The organism is Lysobacter sp. KIS68-7 (assembly GCF_021284745.1).
Taxonomy (GTDB): Bacteria; Pseudomonadota; Gammaproteobacteria; order Xanthomonadales; family Xanthomonadaceae; genus Noviluteimonas.
This window is the reverse complement of the sequence record NZ_CP089925.1, coordinates 1,447,233-1,469,844: the sequence shown is the minus strand read 5'-3', so window position 1 is coordinate 1,469,844 and position 22,612 is coordinate 1,447,233. Positions and strand designations below refer to the sequence as shown.

General features: G+C 67.8%; 21 protein-coding genes. 5 read left to right on the top strand and 16 right to left on the bottom strand.

The genetic code is table 11. The features are described from left to right. The 7 genes from LVB87_RS06970 to LVB87_RS06940 form a co-directional block, all read right to left on the bottom strand. Positions 1-894: a DUF58 domain-containing protein gene (locus tag LVB87_RS06970; protein ID WP_232900176.1), complete on the bottom strand. Its 894-nt coding sequence runs from the start codon at positions 892-894 to the stop codon at positions 1-3. Between the two features lie 2 nt (positions 895-896). Further along, the gene (locus tag LVB87_RS06965; RefSeq protein ID WP_232900174.1) at positions 897-1,889 is read right to left on the bottom strand and encodes a MoxR family ATPase; all 993 of its coding nucleotides are present in this window, start codon (positions 1,887-1,889) and stop codon (positions 897-899) included. Between the two features lie 121 nt (positions 1,890-2,010). Beyond that, positions 2,011-3,945: a type IV pilus secretin PilQ family protein gene (locus LVB87_RS06960; protein ID WP_232900173.1), complete on the bottom strand. Its 1,935-nt coding sequence runs from the start codon at positions 3,943-3,945 to the stop codon at positions 2,011-2,013. A 10-nt stretch (positions 3,946-3,955) separates the two neighbouring features. Further along, positions 3,956-4,492 (bottom strand): pilus assembly protein PilP, encoded by a 537-nt coding sequence (locus tag LVB87_RS06955; RefSeq protein ID WP_232900171.1) that lies wholly within the window; start codon positions 4,490-4,492, stop codon positions 3,956-3,958. Continuing rightward, positions 4,492-5,178, bottom strand: coding sequence for a type 4a pilus biogenesis protein PilO (gene pilO / locus LVB87_RS06950; protein ID WP_232900170.1), 687 nt, complete (start codon positions 5,176-5,178; stop codon positions 4,492-4,494). The genes LVB87_RS06955 and pilO overlap by 1 nt, the downstream gene beginning before the upstream one ends. Continuing rightward, entirely contained in the window at positions 5,175-5,906 is a 732-nt protein-coding gene (locus tag LVB87_RS06945) for a PilN domain-containing protein (protein ID WP_232900168.1), read from the bottom strand. Before LVB87_RS06945 ends, pilO begins: the two co-directional genes overlap by 4 nt. Further along, positions 5,906-6,964, bottom strand: a complete 1,059-nt coding sequence (locus LVB87_RS06940) for a pilus assembly protein PilM (protein WP_232900167.1) — start codon at positions 6,962-6,964, stop codon at positions 5,906-5,908. Before LVB87_RS06940 ends, LVB87_RS06945 begins: the two co-directional genes overlap by 1 nt. A 231-nt stretch (positions 6,965-7,195) precedes the next feature. Between LVB87_RS06940 and LVB87_RS06935 the strand changes: the two genes are divergently transcribed. Continuing rightward, entirely contained in the window at positions 7,196-9,691 is a 2,496-nt protein-coding gene (locus LVB87_RS06935) for a penicillin-binding protein 1A (protein WP_232900165.1), read from the top strand. 70 nt (positions 9,692-9,761) lie between these two features. After that, the gene (locus tag LVB87_RS06930) at positions 9,762-10,409 is read left to right on the top strand and encodes a hypothetical protein (RefSeq protein WP_232900164.1); all 648 of its coding nucleotides are present in this window, start codon (positions 9,762-9,764) and stop codon (positions 10,407-10,409) included. A gap of 641 nt (positions 10,410-11,050) precedes the next feature. On the opposite strand, the gene LVB87_RS06925 is transcribed toward LVB87_RS06930, so the two are convergent. The 6 genes from LVB87_RS06925 to LVB87_RS06900 form a co-directional block, all read right to left on the bottom strand. After that, a complete protein-coding gene (locus tag LVB87_RS06925; RefSeq protein ID WP_232900158.1) occupies positions 11,051-12,340 on the bottom strand; it encodes a citrate synthase in 1,290 nt (429 codons plus the stop codon). 272 nt (positions 12,341-12,612) lie between these two features. Continuing rightward, positions 12,613-12,861: a type B 50S ribosomal protein L31 gene (locus LVB87_RS06920; RefSeq protein WP_232900156.1), complete on the bottom strand. Its 249-nt coding sequence runs from the start codon at positions 12,859-12,861 to the stop codon at positions 12,613-12,615. Between the two features lie 166 nt (positions 12,862-13,027). After that, positions 13,028-13,975 carry a nucleoside hydrolase gene (locus LVB87_RS06915; protein ID WP_232900155.1) on the bottom strand — a complete coding sequence of 316 codons (948 nt, stop codon included), beginning with the start codon at positions 13,973-13,975 and terminating at the stop codon, positions 13,028-13,030. A gap of 25 nt (positions 13,976-14,000) precedes the next feature. Next, positions 14,001-16,115: an ATP-dependent DNA helicase RecG gene (recG, locus tag LVB87_RS06910; protein WP_232900154.1), complete on the bottom strand. Its 2,115-nt coding sequence runs from the start codon at positions 16,113-16,115 to the stop codon at positions 14,001-14,003. Positions 16,116-16,118: 3 nt separating this feature from the next. Next, on the bottom strand, positions 16,119-16,502 hold the full coding sequence (locus LVB87_RS06905; protein ID WP_232900153.1) for a RidA family protein: 384 nt from the start codon (positions 16,500-16,502) through the stop codon (positions 16,119-16,121). Positions 16,503-16,538: 36 nt separating this feature from the next. Further along, the gene (locus LVB87_RS06900) at positions 16,539-18,731 is read right to left on the bottom strand and encodes a bifunctional (p)ppGpp synthetase/guanosine-3',5'-bis(diphosphate) 3'-pyrophosphohydrolase (RefSeq protein ID WP_232900152.1); all 2,193 of its coding nucleotides are present in this window, start codon (positions 18,729-18,731) and stop codon (positions 16,539-16,541) included. 92 nt (positions 18,732-18,823) lie between these two features. Between LVB87_RS06900 and LVB87_RS06895 the strand changes: the two genes are divergently transcribed. Continuing rightward, a complete protein-coding gene (locus LVB87_RS06895; protein WP_232900151.1) occupies positions 18,824-19,231 on the top strand; it encodes a VOC family protein in 408 nt (135 codons plus the stop codon). 66 nt (positions 19,232-19,297) lie between these two features. On the opposite strand, the gene rpoZ is transcribed toward LVB87_RS06895, so the two are convergent. The 3 genes from rpoZ to LVB87_RS06880 all read right to left on the bottom strand — a co-directional run bounded on the left by rpoZ (position 19,298) and on the right by LVB87_RS06880 (position 21,215). Beyond that, positions 19,298-19,597 (bottom strand): DNA-directed RNA polymerase subunit omega, encoded by a 300-nt coding sequence (gene rpoZ / locus LVB87_RS06890; protein ID WP_232900149.1) that lies wholly within the window; start codon positions 19,595-19,597, stop codon positions 19,298-19,300. Positions 19,598-19,714: 117 nt separating this feature from the next. Beyond that, on the bottom strand, positions 19,715-20,329 hold the full coding sequence (gene gmk, locus LVB87_RS06885; protein ID WP_232900503.1) for a guanylate kinase: 615 nt from the start codon (positions 20,327-20,329) through the stop codon (positions 19,715-19,717). 25 nt (positions 20,330-20,354) lie between these two features. Then, positions 20,355-21,215: a YicC/YloC family endoribonuclease gene (locus LVB87_RS06880; RefSeq protein ID WP_232900148.1), complete on the bottom strand. Its 861-nt coding sequence runs from the start codon at positions 21,213-21,215 to the stop codon at positions 20,355-20,357. Between the two features lie 69 nt (positions 21,216-21,284). On the opposite strand from LVB87_RS06880, the gene rph reads away from it, so the two are divergent. Then, positions 21,285-22,013 (top strand): ribonuclease PH, encoded by a 729-nt coding sequence (gene rph / locus LVB87_RS06875; RefSeq protein ID WP_232900147.1) that lies wholly within the window; start codon positions 21,285-21,287, stop codon positions 22,011-22,013. Beyond that, a complete protein-coding gene (gene rdgB, locus LVB87_RS06870) occupies positions 22,013-22,609 on the top strand; it encodes an RdgB/HAM1 family non-canonical purine NTP pyrophosphatase (RefSeq protein ID WP_232900146.1) in 597 nt (198 codons plus the stop codon). Before rph ends, rdgB begins: the two co-directional genes overlap by 1 nt. Positions 22,610-22,612: the final 3 nt, after the last annotated feature.

The window sequence follows — 22,612 nt, the reverse complement described above, 5'->3', positions numbered from 1 at the left end:
TCAGGCCACGCTCGCTTGCGTCCTTCCCCAGGCACCGAGCCATGCATCGCTCGGCGCATCGGTCGACAACACGTGCACGCGCACGCCGCGCGCGGGCAAGGCCTGCAAGGCCGCATCGAGCGGCGCGACGAATTCATTGCGCCAGCGCTGGCGTTGCGCGGCCGTGGCGAGGTCCAGCTCGACGCGATGCTGCGCCGTCGCGAAGGGCAGCGCAGCCTTCGGCGGATTGCGCTCCAGCGGATCCACGAGCAGCAGCACCGTCGTGTCGTGGTGCAGCGAAAACGCGGGCCAGCGATGCGGATCGATGCCGGCGATGCTCGCGGGGTCGGCGAGGATCAGCAGGCGCGAACCTGGGCGCAGCACGCGTGCTGCGTGGTCGAGCGCCACGCCGAGGCCGGCATCGTCTTCGGGGCGTTTCGCATACCAACGCACGAGTGCATCGAGTACGCGCAGCGCACCGCGCGGGCCGCCCGCGGGAGGAATGGGCGCTTCGCGCGCGGAGCCGCGCAGCGCGGCGAGGCGGTCGCCGTCGCGCAAGGCCGCCCATGCGGCAATCGCACCCGCGCGCGCGGCCTGCACGGACTTGAAGCGCGTGCGCGTACCGAAATACAACGCAGGCGATGTATCCGCGACGACCAGCGTGAGTCGCTCGCGCTCGGCCTGGAACAACTTGGTGTGCGGGCGGCCGCTGCGCGCGGTGAGGCGCCAGTCGATGTGGCGCGCGTCGTCGCCGATCGCATATTCGCGCGACTCCGCGTACTCCATGCCGCGCCCGCGCAAGGGTGAGAGCGCATGGCCGGACAGGCCATGGCGACCACGCTTCGCCGCGCGCCTTCCGAACGCAAGCGCGCGCAGCCCCACGAGTTCCTGCAGCGTCGGCGTGATGCCGTCCATGCTCAGGGCAGCGGCACCTTGTCGAGCAGGGCGTGCACGAGACGGTCGCCGTCCCAGCCTTCGGCGGTGGCCTCGTAACTCGGCAACACGCGATGGCGCAGCACGTCCGGCGCGATGGCGCGGACGTCTTCGGGCGTGACGAAGTCGCGGCCCGCGAGCCAGGCACGCGCGCGTGCGCAACGCTCCAGCGCGATCGAGCCACGCGGGCTCGCGCCCCAGGCGATGCGGCGGGCGAGCGCGGCGTCGTAACGCGCGGCATCGCGCGAGGCGAGGACCAGTTCGACGAGGTAACGCTCCACCGGCGGGGCGACATGCAAGTCGAGGACCGCGGCGCGCGCGTCGAACACGTCCTGCACCGGCATGCGCTGGATCGCCTCGGTGACCGGTTGCAGCACGTTGCGCGCGCGCTCGCGCGCCAGGCGCAGGATTTCGGTTTCCGCCGCACTCGCGGGGTAGCCGATGCGGATGTACATCAGGAAGCGATCGAGCTGCGCTTCGGGCAGAGGGAAAGTGCCTTCCTGTTCGATCGGGTTCTGCGTGGCCATCACCAGGAACAGGGGCGGCAACGGATAGGTCTGGCGGCCCACGGTGACCTGGCGCTCGCCCATCGCCTCCAGCAAGGCGGACTGGACTTTCGCGGGCGCGCGGTTGATCTCGTCGGCCAGCAGCAGGGGATGGAAGATCGGGCCGGGCTGGAATTCGAATCGGCCGTCCTGCGGGCGCCAGACTTCGGTGCCCGTGAGGTCGGCGGGCAGCAGGTCCGGAGTGAACTGCACGCGCGCGAACTCGGCGTCCAGTCGGGCGGCGAGCGCACGGATGGCGCTGGTCTTGGCCAGGCCCGGCGCGCCTTCGACGAGCAGGTGGCCGTCGGCGAGCAGGGCGATGAGGAGGCGTTCGATCAGCTCGCCCTGGCCGACGATCTCGGCGGAGAGCTGTTCGCGCAGGGCGTCGAACGCGCGGTGGAGATGTGAGGTGGAATCGCTGCGGGTATCCATTCGCGGATGGCGCCCGGTGGGGGGATGGGCGCAGTTTGACTGACCTTGCGCGCGTTGGTTCACCGCCCAAACGACAACGGGGCCTTTCGGCCCCGTTGCATTCATCTATTGCTGGCGAACATCAATTGCGCTGGGCGACCTGCATCACCTTCGGGGTCACGAAGATCAGCAGTTCGGCCTTCTCCTTGGTGCGGCCCTTCTTCTTGAAGAGGTTGCCGATCACCGGGAGGTCACCGAGCCACGGCACCTTGGTCACGTCGGCGCGGTCGCGGAACTCGTACACGCCGCCGATCACCACCGTCTGGCCGTTGTCGATCAGCACCGCGGTGTTGATCTCGCGCTTGTTGATCTGCGGGACGTCACCGATGCCCGAGGACACGAAGCCTTCGATTTCGTCCTTCTTCACGGCCATGTTGAGGAACACGCGGCCGTCGTTGGTGATGGTCGGGGTGACCTTGAGCTCGAGCAGCACGTCCTTGAACTGGACGTTCGGGATCGCGGCGGCGCCGGCGCCCTGCTGCTGCGAGATCGTCACGTAGCCGACTTCCTGGCCCTGGCGGATCACCGCTTCCTTCTGGTTGCTGGTGACGATGCGCGGGTTGGAGATCACCTCGCCGCGGCCTTCCTGCTGGAGGGCCGAGAGTTCCATGTCGAGCACGTAGCCGGCGTTGATGATCGACAGCGCGAGCGCGCCGGCGGCGTTGACCGCGGGCAGGTTCACGTTGAGGGCCTTGGTCAGCGTCGGCACCGCGGCCGGGATCGGCGGCGGCACGGCGGAGTTGGCGCGGTCGGCGGCCGAGATCGAGTTGGCCGTGGCGGTGTTCGCGTCGACGCTGCCGTTGTACAGGACGTTTTCCTGCTTGCCGGCGATGCCGAATTTGGCACCGAGTTCGCGGGCGAAGGATTCGGTCGCGATGACGATGCGCGCTTCGATCAGCACCTGGTCGACCGGCTTGTCGAGCATCGACACGAGGCGGCGGACTTCCGACACCTTGGCCGGGATGTCGATGACCAGCAGCGTGTTGGTGCGGCGATCGAAGCTGATGCTGCCGCGAGGCGAGAGGAAGCCGCGCGAGCCACTACCGGCACCACCGCCGCCGCCGCTGTTCTTGCTCTCTTCGGTCAGCACCTTGGCGATGTCTTCGGCGTTGCCGTAGTTCACCGGCATGTACTCGGTGATCATCTCGGCGCGGTTTTCGATCGCGATGCGCGCGTCTTCCTTCGCCTGTTCGTACTTGGCGATTTCATCCTGCGGCGCGACCCACACCACGTTGCCGTCGCGGCGCTTGTCGAGACCCTTGGCGCGCAGGACGATGTCCAGCGCCTGGTCCCACGGCACGTTGATCAGGCGCAGCGTGACGTTGCCCGCGACGGTGTCGGAGGCGACGACGTTGAGGTTGGATTCCTCGGCGATCAGCTGCAGGACGGTGCGCACCGGCACGTCCTGGAAGTTGAAGGTCACCGGGCGGCCACTGTAGGCACGCACCGGGGCCGCGATCGTCGTGGACTGTCCCGCCGCCGTCGCGCCCACGCCCTTGGCGACCGCGCGGGGCACGATCTCCACGACGTATTCGTTGCCGGTCTGGTAGGCCATCGACTCGAAGTTGCCGTTGGTGGCCAGCACGAGCTTGGTGCCTGCACCGTCGGCGCGCGCGTCGATGCGCTGGACGGGCGTCGCGAAGTCGACCACGTCGATCGGCTTCTGCAACGTGGACGGGAGCTTGGCGTTACCCACGTCGATGATCACGCGCGAGCCTTCGTTGCGCATGTCGGGCATCGCGCCGCCGCCGGAGAAGCGGAGTGCAAGCCGACCCGAGCCGCCGTCGCCACGCTTGAAGTCGATGTTGGAAACGCTGATCTGCCCGGGTGCCTGCTTGGACGGATCGAGGTTGGGCTTCGGCGCGCTTGCAGGCGCCTGGGCCGCGGGTGTCTGCGCGCCCTGGGCGGCATCCACGGCGCCGACGGCCGCGATGAGCCCGATGGCGAGCCCGAGGGCCCCGGCCCGGAGGTAGGGGCGCCGTGCCGGCCGCATCCGTTTGGCGTTGAGTACGGTCATCTCTATCCCCTTATTGATCTTCGAGTGCGACCGAAGCGGGTCGCTCCAGCCAGCCACCCGCGCCATCCGGCACCAATTCCACCAGTTCGATGCGGTCTTCATAGACGGCGGTCACCCGACCGTCGCTCTGCCCCATGTACACGCCGGGTCGCACGCGGTAGGTCACCTTGTCCGGTGCCATGACCAACGCGACCAGGTCGCCTCCCCGGCCGAGCGTCCCCACCATGTCCAGGCTGTCGAGCGGGAATTGCTCGAGGACCTGCTTCGGGCGGTTCGGATCCGGGCGGGGGCCACTGCCCCCGCTGATGTCCGTGAAGGCCTCGCTGAAGGGGTCGCGCAGGGCCTGCGCGGCGTATTCGAAAGTCTCGAACTGCTGCATCACGGGCAGCGGGTCGAGCGGAGGTGCCGGGCGCGCCTTGACTTCGGCGACCCACGTTTCAAGGTTGGGCGCCTCGTCGTATTTGCTCGTGATGCTGCGACCGCAGCCCGCGAGCGCGAGGACCATTGCGACGACGGCGAATGCGCGCATGGATTGCCAGGTGGCCATCACTTTGCCCCTCCCTGCTTATTCGGCGCAGGCGCGGCCGGCTTGGCGCCAGGCTGCGCGGCGGCGGTTTCGCTGTCGTCGAGGTAACGGTAGGTCTTCACCGTGCCGGCGAGCTGCAGGATGCTGTTCGGGCCGATCTTGGCGCCCGGCGTCGGGTTGCGCGGCGTCAGCACGATGTTGTGCATCGTCATGATCACCACGCGGGGCAGCGAGGCCACGCCGCTGACGAACGCGCCGAACTGGTGGTACGTGCCCACCATGCGCAGCTGGATCGGCTTCTCGGCGTAGAACTCCTTCGGCGCTTCCGGTCCCGGCTGGAAGAGCTCGTTGGTGATGCCCGTGGCGAGCGCGGTCTGCGAGATGTCGATGATCAGGTCCGGCATCTCGGTCTTGCTCGGCAACTGGCGCAGCATCTGCTGGAGCTGCTGTTCCATCTGCGCGAGCTGTTGCTTGAGCGGCTCGAGGTTCGCGGCGCGACCCTGCTTGGTTTCGAAGTCCTGGCGCAGGCCGGCTTCTTCGGACTCGAGCTTCTGCAGTTCCTCGCGCTGGCCGGTGACGAAGAAGTACCAGACCAGGCCGATGATCGCGGCGGCGACGACCGCGCACAGGGCGATCTTGTACTGCTGCGGCCAGACCGCGGTGTTGTTCAGGCTGAGGTCTTTCAGCGCCATTTTTTTCTGGGTCATGGCGCGGCTCCGATCGAAGGGGCGGCAACGGCGTCGGCGGGGTTGTGCGGCTTGGCGGTCGTGGCCGGCGCCGCGGGTGCGGCGGCGGTCGACGGGGCCGCCGGTGCCGTGGCGTTGGGCGCGGCAGCGGGCGCCACGGCCGGGGCCGCGTCGGGCACGCCGTCACCGTCGGTGTCCACCGGTGCATTCGGGTTCGCGAGCTTGACGGTCAGGTCGAACTCGTAGGGCAGCCCCTTGTTGGTGCCGCGCGCTTCGATGACCGACAGCTCCGGGTTGGTCATCCAGCCCGAGCTTTCCAGGTTGCGCATGTAGGTACTGACGCGCGCGTTGGACTGCGAGCGACCCTTCAGCGTGAGCTGCTCGCCATCCTGCTGGATGGTCGTGAGCGTTACGCCGTCGGGGATGGTGCGCACCAGCGAATCGAACAGGTGCACCATCTGCGAGCGGTTCGCCTGCAGCTTCTCGATGACTTCCTTGCGCGCCAGGAGCTTCTGCTTCTTCTCGTCGAGCGCTTCGATTTCCTTGATCTTGGCGTCGACCTGCGTGATCTGCTCGCGCAGGTAGTCGTTGCGTTCCTTCTCGCCGCTGATCAGGCCGTTGTAGAACATGAAGATCAGGAACGAGACGACGGCCGCGGCCACTGCCGAGGCGCCCAGCATCGCCATGAATTCCTTCTGGCGGACGCGGCGGCGCTCTGCGCGCCACGGGAGGAGATTGATCCGTGCCATCAGTCGAAGCTCCTCAGGGCGAGGCCGCACGCGATCATCAGCGCGGGGGCGTCCTGTGCGAGGGCATGTGCCTGCACGCGCGGCCCGAGCGTCATCTGCGCCAGCGGGTTGGCGACCACGGTCGGCACGCCGAGCTGCTCCTCGACCATCGCGGCGATGCCGGGGATGGACGCGCAGCCGCCGGCGAGGACGATCTGGTCGACGCGGTTGAATTCACTGCCCGCGTAGAAGAACTGCAGGAGTCGGCTGACCTGCTGGACCATCGCTTCCTTGAAGGGCTCGAGGACTTCGATGTCGTAGCTTTCAGGCAGGCCGCCCTGGCGCTTGGCAAGGCCGGCTTCTTCGTAGCTCAGGCCGTAGCGGCGCATGACTTCGTCGGTGAGCTGCTTGCCGCCGAAGACCTGCTCTCGGCTGTACAGGCTGCGACCGTTGCGCAGGATGTTGAGCGTGGTCATGGTCGCGCCGGTATCGACCATCGCGACGATCCCGTCGCGCGGCGCCGACAACCCGTCGGCCAGCAGCGAGAAGGCGTTCTCGATGGCGAAGGCTTCGACGTCCATGACCTTCGCGGTCAGTCCGCCGAGCTCCAGCGCGGAGACCCGGGCGTCCACGTTCTCGGTGCGCGAGGCTGCGAGCAGCACCTGCACCATTTCCGCGTTGCCGGGCATGGCCCCGAGGACCTCGAAGTCGAGATTCACTTCCTCGATCGGGTACGGGATGTAGTTGACGGCCTCGAGCTCGACCTGGGATTCCAGGTCGTCCTCGTCCAGGTCCGCCGGCATCGGGATGATCTTGGTGATCACCGCCGACCCCGCCACGGCCGCCGCGGCATGCCGCGCCCGGGCCCCGGAGCGGGCGACCGCCCGCTTGATGGCCTCGCCGACGGCCTCGACCTCGACGATGTTCTTTTCCACGACCGCATTGGGCGGCAGCGGCTCGACCGCGTAATGCTCCACGCGGTAGCGATTCCCGGCACGGGAGAGCTGCAGCAGCTTTACGGCGGTCGAGCTGATGTCGACGCCAATCAGCGGCGGCTGACTATTTGTGATCAGTCCCACGATTTCTCCCCTATTCACGGGCGCTTACGCGCACTTCGTGCCCCAGTGCATTAGATAACGGACTTTAAACGTTCTGGCAACCACCCCTCTCCCGGGCGGCGGTCACAAGTCCTGCATTTCCCCGGCACTCCCCTGCATGAACGTGATGGAGAGCCCTTTCAGGACGTCTCGGGACGCATGCACAGCTCCTCTATACTCCGGGGCCACGACACCCGCAATCGGACCCGTTTGATGTCACGTTTTCGTCGTTTGCTGCGCTGGGGGCTCCTCGCGTTCCTCGGTGTGGCGGTCCTGGGTGCGCTGGGGCTGGCCTTCCTCTACTTCCTGATCGCCCCCAAGCTGCCCGACGTCGACCAGCTCCGGACCGTCGAGCTCCAGGAGCCCCTGTACGTCTATTCGCGCGACGGGCGCCTGATGGCCCTGTTCGGGGAGACGCGCCGCTACCCCATCGATATCGAAAAGGTGCCGCCGCGCCTGAAGCAGGCCTTCATCGCCATCGAGGACTCGCGCTTCTACGAGCACCACGGCGTGGACTACAAGGGCGTCGCGCGCGCGGTGTGGCTGCTGGCCACCACCAACGACAAGCGCGTGCCCGGCGGTTCGACGATCACCCAGCAGGTCGCGCGCCAGTTCTTCCTGAGCTCCGAGTACAGCTACACGCGCAAGCTCGCCGAAATGATGCTGGCGATGCGCATGGAGAACGAGCTGACGAAGGACGAGATCTTCGAGCTCTATCTCAACAAGAGTTTCTTCGGCAATCGCGCCTACGGCGTGGCCGCGGCGGCCGAGTTCTACTACGGCAAGACCGTCGACCAGCTCACGCTCGACGAGATGGCCTCGCTCGCGTCGATCCCGAAGTTCCCGTCCAGCGGCAACCCGATCACCAATCCCGAGCGGGCGAAGGCGCGTCGCGATTACGTGCTGCAGCGCATGCGCGAGCTCGGCTTCATCCCCGCCTCCGACGAACAGATGGCGGTGGCCGCGCCGATGCACGCCGCGCCGCACGAACGTCCGATCGAGGTGTATGCGCCGTATGTCGCGGAGATGGTGCGCCAGGAGATGGTGGCGCGCTTCGGCGGCGACGTGCTCACCAAGGGTTACCACGTCACCACGACGATCGATCCGGCGCTGCAGGCGGCCGCCGACCAGGCGATCCGCGACGGCCTGGAAACCTACGACCATCGCCATGGCTGGCGCGGCGCGGAAAAGCACCTCGAACTGCAGCCGGATGAAAACGATGCGGCGCTGCTTGCACACATGCGCGGCATGGTCACGCAGGGTGCACTGATGCCGGCGATCGTGACGGACACGAGCGGCAGCGACGCGAACGTCGTGCTGGCCGACGGCACCCACGTCGACCTCGGCCCGTCCACGAGCCAGTGGACCGGCCGGACGCCGGCGGCGTTGCTCAAGCGCGGCGACATCGTGCGCGTGCGGCGCGACCTGCCGCAGGTGGCGCCGGTGAAGGAAGGCGAAGCGCCGAAGCCCGTCGTCGACGCAACGCCGAAGTGGACGCTGGGTCAGTTGCCGGGCGCGCAGTCGGCGCTCGTCTCGCTCGAAGCGGACACCGGCGCACTGCGCGCGCTCGCGGGTGGTTTCAGCTTCGCCGCCAACAAGTTCAACCGCGCCACGCAGGCGCGCCGCCAGCCGGGTTCGAGCTTCAAGCCGTTCCTGTATGCCGCGGCCTTCGAACGCGGCTTCAATCCGGCCTCGATCGTGCTCGACGCCCCGGTGGTGTTCAAGGATCGCCGCGGCCACATCTGGCGCCCGCAGAACGACACCGGCAACTTCGCCGGCCCCATGCGCCTGCGCGAGGCGCTCGTGCAATCGCGCAACCTCGTGTCGGTGCGGCTGCTCGATGCAATCGGCGTGGATTACGCGCGCAAGTACATCGCGCACTTCGGCTTCAACGAAGCCGACCTGCCGCCGAACCTGTCGATGTCGCTCGGCACCGCCTCGCTCTCGCCGATCTCGGTCGCGCGTGGTTACGCCGCCTTCGCCAACGGGGGTTACCTGATCACGCCGTGGTTCGTCGACGAGGTGAAGGACCGCAACGGCAAGATGATCTTCAAGGAAAAGCCGGCGATCGCGTGCCACGGTTGCGGTGTGCGCGTGGGCCAGGAAATCCAGTCGAACGTCGTCGACGGCTTCGACCTCGGCAACGCGCCGACGGTCGCCTCCACCGCGAAGTCGCCCGAGAAGGTCGCCGCGCCGACCAGGCCGCCCGCCGACGCGGTGCTCGCGCAGCCGGCGATCGATGCGCGCGTGGCCTACCAGCTGGTGTCGATGATGCGCGACGTCGTGCAGCGCGGCACCGGCACGCCCGCGAAGGTGCTGGAGCGTGAAGACGTCGGCGGCAAGACCGGTTCGACGAACGACCATCGCGACGCCTGGTTCTCGGGCTTCGGCGGCGGCGTGGTCACCACCGTCTGGGTCGGCCGCGACGACTTCAAGTCGCTCGGCTACAGGGAATACGGCGGCAAGGCCGCGTTGCCGATCTGGATCGACTACATGCGCGTGGCGCTCAAGGGCCGCCCGGTGATGACCAACGATCCGCCGGAGGGCATGGTCCAGGTGTCGGTCGGCGCCGGCGGCCAGCTGATCCCGGAAGGGAACGGCGGCATCGTCGAATGGGTCAAGACCGAAGACCTCGAGAAGATGGAAACCTACGTGGACTACGGCCCGCAGGACCAGGCGCCGAGCGAAGAGACCTTCGACATTTTCTGATGCCCCGGTGACGCCGGGGCGCCGGGCCGATGCGTTACAGTCGGCCCGGGTCTTGCCTCAGGAGCGCGCCATGCACCACGCCCGCCAGCACGCGCAGACCCGCACCAACGAACGTCGCCGCCGCCTCGCCCACGAGGCCGCGCGGCTCATGGCCGAAGGCGGCATCCGCGACTACCACCAGGCCAAGCTCAAGGCCGCCGACCGGCTGGGCATCCACGACGATGCGTCGTTGCCGCGCAATCGCGAAATCGAAGATGCGCTGCGCGAGTACCAGCGCTTGTTCCAGGGCGACGCGCAGGCGAGCGGTTTGCGCCAGAGGCGCGAAGCGGCCTTGCGTGCGCTGGAGTTCTTCGCGGCTTTCGATGCGCGCCTGGTCGGGCCGGTGCTCGACGGCACGGCGGATCGTCATTCGCCGGTGGCCTTGCATCTGTACACCGACGAGGTGGATGCGGTGGCGCGCCACCTGGACCAGCATGCGATTCCCGCGGAGGCGCGTTCGCGCCGCGTCCGCTTCGATCGGGAGCGCGCGGGGGACGTGACGGTGTGGGTCTTCAGTGCGGAAGACCTGACCTTCGATCTCACGGTCTTGCCGCGCGATGCGCTGCGGCAGGCGCCGCTGTCTTCGATCGACGAGAAGCCGATGAAGCGGGCTTCGGCGGTGCAGCTGCGGGCGTTGATGCTCGACGACGAGATCGCTGGGTACGAAGCTGGCGGTTGAGTCCGTCGCCTCCACAAGAGGGGCGTTCCGCCGCGAGCTGCCGTGTGCTCCTCGCCGCTCACATACAGCAAGCTCCCGTCGAGGAGCACACGACATCTCACGTCGGCCCGCTCGCGATCCGATGTTTGCGCGGAGCGTCTGGAAGCCGCGTGCCACCGCGATGCGATCGCCTGCGCCAACTTCCGGCTGCGGAAGGTCGGCACTTTGCCCCCTCGCTCGCTGCATCGGCATGTGCGTCCCGCTTCGGAGGGCAAGGTGCCTAGATATCAATTCAGGGGACGCACCCTTCGGTCCGAAGGGGCGCGTGCCCACAAATCTCGCTAGGCACGTTGCCTGCCGAAGGTGACGCACGCGACGGCGCAGCGCCGAGGTGGGCGACGGGCCGACGATCCGAAGCTACGGTGTTGGCGCACGCGATCCAATCGCGGCGCGCCCACGACTCCAGACGCTCCGCGAGGGCATCAAGTCGCGAAGCGGGCCGACGTGAGATGCCGTGTGCTCCTCGACGGGAGCTTGCTGTATGTGAGCGGCGAGGAGCACGCGACGGCTCGCGGCGGAACGCCCGTCTTGTGGAGCGGCGAACCAAAAAACGAAAGCCCCGCTTCCGCAGGGCTTCGTTTGTTTCCAGCAGCGTCGCGCAATCAGCGCTTGCCGAGATCCACGTAGTCGCGTTCCGCGTACCCGGTGTAGATCTGGCGCGGACGGCCGATCTTGAATTCCGGATCCGTCTGCTGCTCCAGCCAATGCGACACCCAACCCGCCGTGCGCGCAATCGCGAACATCACGGTGAACATCTCGGTCGGAATGCCCAGCGCCTTGTAGATGATGCCCGAATAGAAATCGACGTTCGGATAGAGCTTGCGCTGCACGAAGTACTCGTCCTTCAGCGCCGCCTCTTCCAGCTTCACCGCCACGTCGAGCAGCGGATCGCTCACGCCCAGCTCGTCCAGCACCTTGTAGGTCATCTCGCGGATGATCTTCGCGCGCGGGTCGAAGTTCTTGTACACGCGATGGCCGAAGCCCATCAGGCGGAAGCCCGATTCCTTGTCCTTCGCCTTCGCGACGGCGGAACCGACGTTCTCCGGACGGCCGATTTCCTCGAGCATCTTGAGCACGGCTTCGTTCGCACCACCATGCGCGGGCCCCCACAGCGCGGCGACGCCGGCGGCGACGCACGCGTAGGGGTTGGCGCCGGTGGAACCGACGAGGCGGACGGTCGAGGTCGACGCGTTCTGTTCGTGGTCGGCGTGCAGGATGAAGAGCAGGTCCAGCGCCTTCGCGGCGGTCGGGCTGAGCTCCAGCGGCTCGCTCGGCACTTCCTTCATCATGTGCAGGAAGCGCGTCGTGTATTCGAGGTTGTTCTTCGGGTAGCGGATCGGCCAGCCGATCGAATAGCGGTAGCACGCGGCCGCGATCGTCGGCACCTTCGCGATCAGGCGGATCGCGGCGAGGCGGCGCTGTTCGGCGTCGTCCAGGTCGAGGGAGCCGTGGTAGAAGCTCGCCATCGAACCGAGCATGCCGACCATCATCGCCATCGGATGCGCGTCGTGGCGGAAGCCGTACAGGAAGGTGCGGAACGCCTCGTGCATCATCGTGTGATGCGTGACTTCGTGCTCGAACGAATCGAACTGCGTCTTCGACGGCAGCTCGCCGTTCATCAGCAGGTACGCGACTTCGAGGAAGCTCGAATGCTTCGCGAGCTGTTCGATCGGGTAGCCGCGGTACAGCAGCACGCCGGCATCGCCGTCGATATAGGTGATCGCCGACTTGCACGCGGCAGTGGCGGTGAAGCCCGGATCGTAGGTGAAGCAACCGGTTTCCTTCGGCAGCTTCGCGATGTCGATGCACGGCTGGCCGAGCACGGGATGCTGCACCGGAAGCGCGACGTTCTTGTCGCCAGCGGTCAGCGTCACCTGGTCGAGTTTGGACACAAGGCACTCCTTGGGAATTCTGTGCGCCCAGCGCGCGCGGGGCGGCGAACACAGCCGCGGGCGTGCCGCGGAGGGCCGGAATTATTGCATGGCCGGCGGTATGGAGCGCCCGGACTTTCGACCTATGGCCGAGGTGGGTGCGTTGTGCCGGAACTGAAGGAATGCACTAAAACTCTTCACTCGACAGCAACGAACGCGCAAACGAAAACGGCCACCGATGGGTGGCCGTCTCGTCATCGACATGCGTGCGAGGCACGCTGCCGGTGGAATGCTTACTTCTGCGCGCCGTAGCGCTTGCGGAACTTGTCCACGCGGCCGCTGGTGTCGATCACCTTGTTCTTGCCCGTGTAGAACGGGTGCGTCGCGGAGGAAATTTCGACCTTCACGAGCGGATACTCCTGCCCGTCTTCCCACTTCACGGTTTCCTTGGAGGAAAGCGTCGAGCGGGTGAGGATCTTGAAATCGGAGGTCACGTCGTGGAAGACGACGGGACGATATTCGGGATGGATGCCGGCCTTCATGGCTGCCACCAAATCTGTGCGAGGAAAGAGCGGCATTCTAGCCGGCCAGCTGAGTCCGGCGCAACCCTGCTGAGCCATCGCGTTTGGGAGGGTGTGGCCGCCAGGCACCGCCCGACCCGGGGACATCGGGCGATGGCGCGGGCCGGGGCCGATGGGAGGGCGAGACTCAGGCCTCGGGGGATCGGTCCGAGGCGAGCGCCGCTTCGATGAGGTGCTCGAAGGTCGGCTGGTGGTAGCGACGCAGGATGCGGACGTTGTCCGGGCGCCCTTCTTCGCGGCGCCAGTCGACGATGGTCGCGCCGCGCGCGTGCCGTCCTTCGAGTTCGACCACCAACGGGCGTTCGACCATTTCGATTGCGCCGGTCGGGTGCAGCGCGAGCGCCATCGCCAGCGCGTCGGCCGAGTGCCAGTGGTCGCCGCGCCGTTCCGACGCCCACTCGCGCGTGCGCCGCGAGATCGCGTCGTAGAAGCGCGCACGCCGCGACGGCGCCGCGAGCCAGCGCTCGAACTCCGCATGCGGGAACCCGTGCGCCATCACCACTTCCCAGTCCGCGAGTTCGGTGCAAGGGAAGGAAGAGAACACGATGTGCGCCGCTTCCGGATCGAAGGCGATGTTGAACTCCGCTGCCGCCGTGATATTGCCGTGCGCCGTCACGGCGCCGCCCATGACCACCAGCCGCGCGACGCGGCGCACCAGGGTCGGATCGAGCTTCAACGCGAGGGCGATGTTGGTCAGCGGCCCGAGCGCCACCACGACCAATTGCCCGGCGTGCGCGTGCGACAGGCGCAGGAGTGCGAGCGCGGCGTGCTCGCCTTCGGCCAGGCGCGCGGCGGTTTCGTATTCCGTGTCGCCGAATCCGTCGCGCCCGTGGACGTAGGCCGCATCACGCGCCGGATGCAGCAAGGGCGAATCCGCGCCGGCGAACACCGGCGCGTTGCTGCCCACCACGTCGCACAGCTTCAGTGCATTGCGCACCGTGTGCACCAGGCCCACGTTGCCCGCGGGGATCGTCAGTCCGACGACCTGGTGGTGCGGCGAATTGAAGGCCATCAGCAGCGCGAGGGCGTCGTCGACGCCGGGGTCGGTATCGATGAGCAGCGGAATGCGGTCCATGGGTATTCCCGGATTCGAATTGGGATCAGGCGGAAGCGTAACGCGCGGCGCCGCCGACCCAGCGCTGCACGACGCGATCGGCGAGCGCAGCATCGTCGGCCAGCAGGCGATCGGCGAGTGTGCGCACGCGCGGCAGCAGCGCGGCATCGCGGACCAGGTCCGCCACGCGGAAGGCCGCAAGCCCCGTCTGGCGCGTGCCGAGCAATTCGCCGGGTCCGCGCAATTGCAGGTCCTTCTCGGCGATGACGAACCCATCGTTCGTCTCGCGCATGGTTTCCAGGCGCTGCTTGGCCATCTGCGACAAGGGCGACTGGTAGAGCAGCACGCAACTGGAGGCGGCACTGCCCCGCCCCACGCGCCCGCGCAACTGGTGCAGCTGCGACAGGCCGAGGCGCTCGGCATTTTCCACGACCATGAGCGATGCGTTCGGAACATCGACGCCGACTTCGATCACGGTCGTGGCGACCAGCAAGCCCAGCGTGCCGTCCTTGAACGCGCGCATCGTCGCCTGCTTCTCCGCTGCCTTCATGCGCCCGTGCACGAGGCCCACCCGCACTTCCGGCAACGCGGCGGAGAGTGCATCGAACGTGCTCTGCGCGGCCTGCGCGACGACTTCGTCGCTGTCGTCGATGAGCGTGCAGACCCAATACGCCTGGCGACCCTCCGCACACGCCGCGCGAATGCGTTCGACCAATCCGGGCCGCTTGTCCGCGCTGATCGCCACCGTCTGCACCGGCGTGCGGCCCGGCGGCAGTTCGTCGATCGCCGAGACGTCCAGGTCCGCGTAGGCCGCCATCGCCAGCGTGCGTGGAATGGGCGTGGCGGTCATCACCAACTGGTGCGGCACGCGATCGCCACCCGCGCCCTTGTCGCGCAGGGCGAGGCGCTGGTGCACGCCGAAGCGATGCTGCTCGTCCACGATGGCCAGGGCGAGATCGTCGAACGCCACGTGTTCCTGCATCAGCGCGTGCGTACCGACCACCATCTGCGCTTCGCCCGAAGCGACGGCCGCCAGCACCTGCGTGCGCGCCCGACCCGTCACCTTGCCCGCGAGCCAGGCCACGCGCACGCCGAGCGGCTCGAGCCAGGCGCGCAGGTTGGCCAGGTGTTGTTCGGCGAGCAGTTCGGTCGGCGCCATGAGCGCCACCTGGCGACCGGACTCCACGGCCAGCATCGCCGCCATCGCCGCGACCACCGTCTTGCCGCTGCCCACGTCGCCCTGCACCAGGCGCAGCATCGGATGCGGCTGTGCGAGGTCGTGGCGGATCTGCGCATACACGCGTTCCTGCGCGCCGGTCAGCGCGAAGGGCAATTGCTTGCGCAAGCGTTGCGCCAACGCGCCCTTCCCCGCCAACGCCGGTGCGCGATGCGCCTGCAGGGCGATGCGCTGGCGACGCAGGCTCAGGTGGTGCGCGAGCAGTTCTTCCAGCGCCAGGCGCTGCTGGGCCGGATGCGTGCCGGCGAGCAACGCGGCGACGTCGGCATCGCGCGGCGGACGATGCATCGTCAGCAAGGCCTCGCGCAAGGACGGCAGTTGCAGTTCGTCGCGCATCGCTTCAGGCAACAACTCGAGCGCTTCGGCCTCCGGCAAGCGATCCAGGGCTTGCCCGATCATCTTGCGCAGCGCCGCGGGCCCGATGCCTTCGATGGCCGGATACACCGGATCGAGGCGTTCGTTGAGCGCTTCATCGCCCGCTTCGCCGACGACGCGATAACTCGGATGCACCATCTCCATGCCGCCCTTCCCGCCCATGCGCGGCATGCCGTAGCAACGCACGCGCGTGCCCGGCGAGAACTGCGCCGCCTGCTGCGCGCGGAAATGGAAGAAGCGCAGCACCAGCGTTCCCTGCGATTCGTCGCCGATGGCCACGCGCAAGGAAGGCCGGAAACGGAAGCCGCGATCGACGGCTTCGACAACACCTTCCACTTGCGCCGCAACGCCCGGCCGCAGGTCGCGGATGTGCGTGATCGACGTGCGGTCTTCGTATTGCCGCGGAAGGTGCAACCACAGGTCCTGCAGCGTGAGCAGCCCGCGTGTCGCGAGCTTTTCCGCCACGCGCGGACCGACGCCGGGCAACGACGACAACGGCGTGTCGCCGACGACGGCGAAGGCAGGCAGCGGACGTGCGACGCGAGCCAAGCGTCAGTCGAGCATCAAAATCGCGTCGACCTCGAACTGCGCGCCGCGCGGCAGCGACGCGACACCGATCGTCGAGCGCGCCGGGTACGGGGCTGCGAAGTATTCGGACATCACCTGGTTCACCTGCGCGAACTGGCCGAGGTCGGTGAGGTAGAGCCCGAGGCGGACCACGTCGTCGAGCGTGCCGCCCGCGGCTTCGCACACCGCGCGCAGGTTGTCGAAGGCGCGGCGCGCCTGCGCCTCGATGTCGCCTTCCACGATCAGCCCGGTCGCGGGGTCCAGGGGAATCTGCCCCGACAGGAACACCATGCCGTTGCGCTGCACGGCCTGCGAATACGGCCCGATGGCGGCGGGCGCACGATCGGTATGGACGGGTTGGCGCGGCATGGAAGGCTCCTTCGAAAGCGATGCCGCGAGTTTACGTCAGAGCCGCTCGACCCCGTGCACGACGCCCAGGCGGCGCACGCGGCGGATCACGTCCGCGAGATGCTTGCGGTCGTGCACGTCGATCGAGAAGCGGATGGCGCTGACGTTGCTGTCGCGCTCGACGTATTCCACGCGGTCGATGTTCGACTCGGCCTGCGCGATCGCCGCCGCCACCTGTGCCAGCACGCCCGGGCGGTTGTCGACTTCGATCTTGAGCGCGGCCTGGTAATCGCCGGTGACTTCGCGGTCCCAGTCCACCGGCACCCAGCGTTCCGGCGACTTGCGCAGCTCAGCGACGTTGGGACATTCCATGCGATGCACCACGATGCCGCGGCCGGCAGTGTGGTAGCCCATGATCTCGTCGCCGGGAATGGGCAGGCAGCAGTTGGCGAAGGTGATGACGCCTCGCTCGCTGCCGGTGATCAGGATCTTGTCGGTCGCCGGGCGCAGGCCCGAGGCATCGAGCAGGTCGTCGATGCCGGTATCGGCGACGTCCGGCGTGCGGCGCGCCAGCACCTTGGCCACGTGCGACGGCATGCGGTTGCCGAGCGCGATGTCGGCGAGCAGCGCTTCCAGGCGCGGATAGCGATGCTCGGCGAGGTAGCTGTCCAGGTGCTGTTGCGGCAAGCGATCCAGCGAAGTGCCCAGCCCTTCCAGCGCGCGATCCAGCATGCGATGGCCCAGCTGCACCGCATCCTCGTGTTCCAGGTGCTTGAGCTGGTGGCGGATCGCGGTGCGCGCCTTGCCGGAGACGACGAACTCCAGCCACTGCGGCTTCGGCGCCGAGGACTTCGCGGTGATGATCTCCACCGTCTGGCCGCTCACCAGCTTGGTGCGCAGCGGCACCAGCGTGCGATCCACGCGCGCGGCGACGGCCTTGTTGCCCACGTCGGTATGCACCGCATACGCGAAGTCGAGCACGGTGGCGTTGCGCGGCAGCGAGAGGATCGCGCCCTTCGGCGTGAACAGGTAGACCTCGTCCGGGAACAGGTCGACCTTGACGTTTTCGAGGAACTCCAGCGACGAGCCGGTGGCGCGCTGCGATTCGACGAGGTTGGCGATCCATTGGTGCGCGCGGCTCTGCGCGCTCGTCGGCGAATCGCCGCCATGCTTGTACGACCAGTGCGCCGCGATGCCGCGCTCGGCGACCAGGTCCATCTCTTCGGTGCGGATCTGCACTTCGATCGGCGAGCCGTAAGGACCGAACAACACCGTGTGCAGCGACTGGTAGCCGTTCGCTTTGGGGATCGCGACGAAATCGCGGAAGCGCCCGTCGAGCGGCTTGAACGCCGTGTGCACGACGCCGAGGGCGTGGTAACACTCGGGCACCGTCCGCACCACGATGCGGAAACCGAACACGTCCATCACCTGGTCGAGCGATTTCTGTTCCGCGCGCATCTTGCTGTAGATGCTCCACGGCGACTTGATCCGGCCCACGAGGCGATACGAGAAGCCTTCCTTCGTGAGTCGCTGCGCCAGGCGCGCTTCGATCTGCGTCAGCGCCTCGCGCCGCACGACCGGCTGCATGCGGATGCGCTTTTCGATCACCGCATGGCGCCACGGATGCAGGTTGCGGAAGCCCAGGTCCTGCAGCTCGGCCTTTATCAGGTTCATGCCGAGGCGCTGCGCAATCGGTGCGTAGATCTCCAGCGTTTCGGTCGCGATGCGGCGGCGTGCGTCCGGGCTCTGCGCGCCGAGCGTGCGCATGTTGTGCAGGCGGTCGGCGAGCTTGATCAGGATCACGCGCAGGTCGCGCGCCATCGCCAGCAACATCTTGCGGAAGCTTTCGGCGGCGGCTTCCTGTCGATCGCGGAAGTGCAGCTTGTCCAGCTTGGTGACGCCGTCGACCAGGTCGGCCACCGTTTCGCCGAATTCCTTGGCGATGGCCGCGCGGGTGAGCGGCGTGTCTTCGATGGTGTCGTGGAGGATGGCGGCGATCAGTGTTTCGACGTCCAGGCGTTCTTCGGCCAGGACCGTGGCCACCGCCACCGGGTGCGTGATGTACGGCTCGCCGGACTTGCGGGTCTGGCCCACGTGGGCGGCGGCCCCGACCATCCAGGCCCGGCGCAACAGGGCGTGCTGGTCCGCCGGCAGGTAGGCGGCGGCTTTTTCGAGCACGAGCACGTACTCGGGCACCACCGGGGTGACCGGCGGTTCGAGCAACGTATGCGCGGGCTCGGAGGGCGTCATGCGATCACCTTACGCGCGCGCGGGAACAGCGGCAAACATGGGGGATTCGGGCGTAGCCTGCGCCCATCGCCGCGATCGACCGGAGGTACGCAATGGCCATCGAACTGGACTACGCCTGCGCCTTGCTGCAGGTGTTCGACATGCCGGCGTCGGTCCGCTTCTACCGGGACGTCCTCGGGTTCGAGATCGTGAACGCCTCGTCGGATCGCGACGGCGATACCTTCGACTGGGGCTGGCTGCGGCTCGGCGGTGCGAACGTCATGCTCAACACGGCCTACGAGGCGGAACATCGCCCCGCCGCGCCGGATCCGGCACGCATGGCCGCACACGGGGACACCTGCATCTACTTCGGCTGCCCGGATGTCGACGGGACCTACGCCGCCCTTCGCGCCAAAGGCCTCACGCTCGACCCCCCGGAGGTCGCGCCCTACGGCATGAAGCAACTCACCCTGCACGACCCCGACGGCTACGCGTTGTGCTTCCAGTGGCCGGTGCAGTGAGCCGCCCGTAAAAAAGAAAGGCCCCGCGTGAGCGAGGCCTTTCGTATGCAGCGTGGGGACGAAGGATCAGTCGTCGCCCTTGGTCATGTCGTCGTCGGCGACCACTTCCGCGGCGGCCCATTCCAGCGCCTCGCGCTCCTTGCGCTCGCGCTCGGACTTGTCGACGGCATCGATGTATTCCGAATTGATCTGGCGTGCGGCGATTTCGCGCAGGGCCAGCACCGTCGGCTTGTCGTTGGCTTCGGAGTTGTCCAGGCGCGGCTCGACGCCGTTGGCGAGCTGGCGCGCGCGCTTGGCGGCCAACATCACGAGTTCGAAGCGGTTGTCGACCACTTCCAGGCAATCTTCAACGGTAATGCGGGCCATGGGGCTCCGGGCCTTTCGGCCGATCTGCGAAAACAAGGGGCGCGATTGTAGGCGGCCGTGGGTGCGCGGCGCAAGCCAAACCTTGTGAATCAATCGTTTAGCTTCGCCCGAGGGGCCCTATTCGGCCAGCAGGGCCCGGATGAGGCCGGCGTGGCGGACCTCCTGGGCGGCCCGCCGCAGGCGGCTGGCCGTGAAGATCGCGCACATCTCCCCGACCGCCGTGTCGAAGTGTTCGTTGACGATCACGTAGTCGAAGTCGGCGTAGTGCGACATCTCCTCGCGCGCGGCCGCGAGGCGACGGCGGATCGTCTCGTCGCTGTCCTGCGCGCGCTTCTGCATGCGGTGCTCGAGCGCTTCCTTCGAAGGCGGCAGGATGAAGACCGCCACCGCCTCCGGCACCTGGTCGCGCACCTGCAGCGCGCCCTGCCAGTCGATTTCCAGCAGCACGTCCTTGCCCTGCGCCAGTTGCGGCTCGACCGATTGCCTGGCCGTGCCCTTGAGGTCGCCGTGCACGAGCGCGTGTTCGAAGAAATCGCCGTTGGCGACCATGCGCTGGAATTCGTCGGCGGAGACGAAGTGGTAGTGCTCGGCGTGGCGTTCGCCCGGGCGCGGGGCGCGCGAGGTGAAGGAGATCGACAGCGCGATGTTCGGATCGCGTGCCAGGCACGCGTTCACGATGCTCGATTTGCCGGCGCCCGACGGGGCCGCGACGATGAAGAGCGTTCCGCGCATCGTGCTGGTCATGCGATGTCCCCGCTCATTCGATGTTGTTGATCTGTTCGCGGATCTGGTCGATGAGCACCTTCAGCTCGACGGACGCGGCCGACGTGCGCGCATCGACCGACTTGCTGCCCAGCGTGTTCGCTTCGCGGTTGAATTCCTGCAGCAGGAAATCGAGGCGCCGGCCGACCGGTTCGCGTTGCGTGAGTACGCGACGCACTTCGACGACGTGGCTGTCGAGGCGATCGAGTTCCTCGTCGACGTCGAGCTTCTGCAGGCCGATCACCAGTTCCTGTTCGAAGCGGCCCGGGTCCACGGGCTGCGCGAGGTCGGCCAGGCGGGCCTGGAGTTTCTGGCGCAGCGCCACGCGGATCTCCGGCACGAGCGTGCGTACTTCCGTGGCGATGCGCGCGATGCCATCGACACGTTCGCTGATGACGGCGGCGAGGTTCTTGCCTTCGCGTTCACGCGAGGCGACGAACTCGCCCAGCACCGCGTCCAGCAGCGACATCGCTTCGGCCTGCAGGGCCGCCGGATCGCCCGCGCGTGCGCCGAGCACGCCGGGGAAGCCCAGCAGGTCCGTGAAGCCGATCTGCATCGTCGGGAAGCGCGACTGCAACTCGCGCGCGATGCCGGCGAGCTGGTCGACCATCGCCGGATCCACGCGCAGCGCGTCGCCGCCTTCCGGCACACGCAGGCGCATGCCGAGTTCGAGCTTGCCGCGCGAGATGCGCGCGGACAGGCGCTCGCGCATGGCGGGCTCCAGCGCGCGCAACTCTTCGGGCAGGCGCGTGCCGATCTCGAGGAAACGATGGTTCACCGAGCGCAGCTCGCACGACAGCGTGCCCCAGGGCGTGGAGCGTTCGCCGGAGGCGAAGGCGGTCATGCTGCGGATCACGTCGGGTCCAGGGCGGGTCGAGGAAGGGCGGATGGTAATCTACGTGCCCCCGATTTTCCGGATCTCCCCATGAGCCTCGTGCGCCCCAGCGGCCGCATGCCCGATCAGCTGCGCGCGGTCGGCCTCCAGCGGAACTACACCCGCCACGCGGAGGGCTCGGTGCTCGTGTCCTTCGGCGACACGCGCGTGCTGTGCACCGCGAGCGTCGACAACAAGGTGCCTCCGTTCCTGCGCGGCAAGGGCGAGGGCTGGGTGACGGCCGAATACGGCATGCTCCCGCGCGCCACGCATTCGCGCAGCGACCGCGAGGCCGCGCGCGGCAAGCAAGGCGGCCGCACGCTCGAAATCCAACGCCTGATCGGCCGCGCGCTGCGCGCGTGCGTCAATCGTTCCGCACTGGGCGAACGCACCATCACGCTCGACTGCGATGTGCTGCAGGCCGACGGCGGCACGCGCACCGCCGCCATCACCGGTGCCTACGTTGCGCTGGTCGATGCCGTGCGCTGGCTGCAGGCGCGCAAGGAAATCACGCGCGATCCGATCCTCGGCGCCGTGGCCGCCGTGTCCGTCGGCATCTTCAAGGGCGTGCCGGTGCTCGACCTCGACTACGCCGAGGACAGCGGCTGCGATACCGACATGAACATCGTGATGAACGACGGCGGCGGCTTCATCGAGCTGCAGGGCACCGCCGAGGGCCATGCATTCCGTCGCGATGAGCTCGATGCGTTGCTCGGCCTCGCCGAGGGCGGCATCGTGCAACTGCTCGCTGCGCAGCGCGAGGCGTTGGCGGCGGGTTGATGGACAGGCGCCTGGTCCTGGCGAGCGGCAACGCCGGCAAGCTCGTCGAATTGCGCGAGCTGCTTGCCGATGCCGGTTATGCGCTGCACGCGCAATCGGAATTCGGCGTGCACGATATCGACGAGACCGGGCTGACCTTCGTCGAGAACGCATTGCTGAAGGCACGGCACGCGGCGCAGGCCACCGGCTTGCCCGCGCTGGGCGACGACTCTGGCCTGTGCGTCGACGCGCTCGGCGGTGCGCCCGGTTTGTATTCCGCGCGGTACGCGGGTGGCCATGGCGATGCGCAGGCCAACATCGCGAAGTTGCTGGACGCGCTGCGCGAAGTGCCCGACAACGCGCGCACCGCGCATTTCCATGCCGTCGTCGTGCTGTTGCGCACGCCGGACGACCCGCAGCCGATCATCGCCGAGGGCCGCTGGCCCGGCCGCATCCTTCATGCGCCGCGCGGCAACGGCGGTTTCGGCTACGACCCGGTCTTCCTCGACATGCAATTGAACCGCTCCGCCGCAGAATTGGATGCCGCAACCAAGCACGCGCGCAGCCACCGCGGCCTGGCGCTCGCCGCGCTGCGCGAACGCCTGCACGAACTCTGATCT

What these genes read in the sequence shown, in the direction of transcription:
- rph (WP_232900147.1), top strand. Translation starts at nt 21,285, where the DNA reads ATGAGCCTCGTGCGCCCCAGCGGCCGCATGCCCGATCAGCTGCGCGCG.
- LVB87_RS06920 (WP_232900156.1), bottom strand. Translation starts at nt 12,861, where the DNA reads ATGAAGGCCGGCATCCATCCCGAATATCGTCCCGTCGTCTTCCACGAC.
- LVB87_RS06900 (WP_232900152.1), bottom strand. Translation starts at nt 18,731, where the DNA reads ATGACGCCCTCCGAGCCCGCGCATACGTTGCTCGAACCGCCGGTCACC.
- pilO (WP_232900170.1), bottom strand. Translation starts at nt 5,178, where the DNA reads ATGACCCAGAAAAAAATGGCGCTGAAAGACCTCAGCCTGAACAACACC.
- LVB87_RS06970 (WP_232900176.1), bottom strand. Translation starts at nt 894, where the DNA reads ATGGACGGCATCACGCCGACGCTGCAGGAACTCGTGGGGCTGCGCGCG.
- gmk (WP_232900503.1), bottom strand. Translation starts at nt 20,329, where the DNA reads ATGCGCGGAACGCTCTTCATCGTCGCGGCCCCGTCGGGCGCCGGCAAA.
- LVB87_RS06955 (WP_232900171.1), bottom strand. Translation starts at nt 4,492, where the DNA reads ATGGCCACCTGGCAATCCATGCGCGCATTCGCCGTCGTCGCAATGGTC.
- LVB87_RS06905 (WP_232900153.1), bottom strand. Translation starts at nt 16,502, where the DNA reads ATGCCGCGCCAACCCGTCCATACCGATCGTGCGCCCGCCGCCATCGGG.
- LVB87_RS06935 (WP_232900165.1), top strand. Translation starts at nt 7,196, where the DNA reads ATGTCACGTTTTCGTCGTTTGCTGCGCTGGGGGCTCCTCGCGTTCCTC.
- LVB87_RS06895 (WP_232900151.1), top strand. Translation starts at nt 18,824, where the DNA reads ATGGCCATCGAACTGGACTACGCCTGCGCCTTGCTGCAGGTGTTCGAC.
- LVB87_RS06965 (WP_232900174.1), bottom strand. Translation starts at nt 1,889, where the DNA reads ATGGATACCCGCAGCGATTCCACCTCACATCTCCACCGCGCGTTCGAC.
- rdgB (WP_232900146.1), top strand. Translation starts at nt 22,013, where the DNA reads ATGGACAGGCGCCTGGTCCTGGCGAGCGGCAACGCCGGCAAGCTCGTC.
- LVB87_RS06945 (WP_232900168.1), bottom strand. Translation starts at nt 5,906, where the DNA reads ATGGCACGGATCAATCTCCTCCCGTGGCGCGCAGAGCGCCGCCGCGTC.
- LVB87_RS06960 (WP_232900173.1), bottom strand. Translation starts at nt 3,945, where the DNA reads ATGACCGTACTCAACGCCAAACGGATGCGGCCGGCACGGCGCCCCTAC.
- rpoZ (WP_232900149.1), bottom strand. Translation starts at nt 19,597, where the DNA reads ATGGCCCGCATTACCGTTGAAGATTGCCTGGAAGTGGTCGACAACCGC.
- LVB87_RS06930 (WP_232900164.1), top strand. Translation starts at nt 9,762, where the DNA reads ATGCACCACGCCCGCCAGCACGCGCAGACCCGCACCAACGAACGTCGC.
- LVB87_RS06915 (WP_232900155.1), bottom strand. Translation starts at nt 13,975, where the DNA reads ATGGACCGCATTCCGCTGCTCATCGATACCGACCCCGGCGTCGACGAC.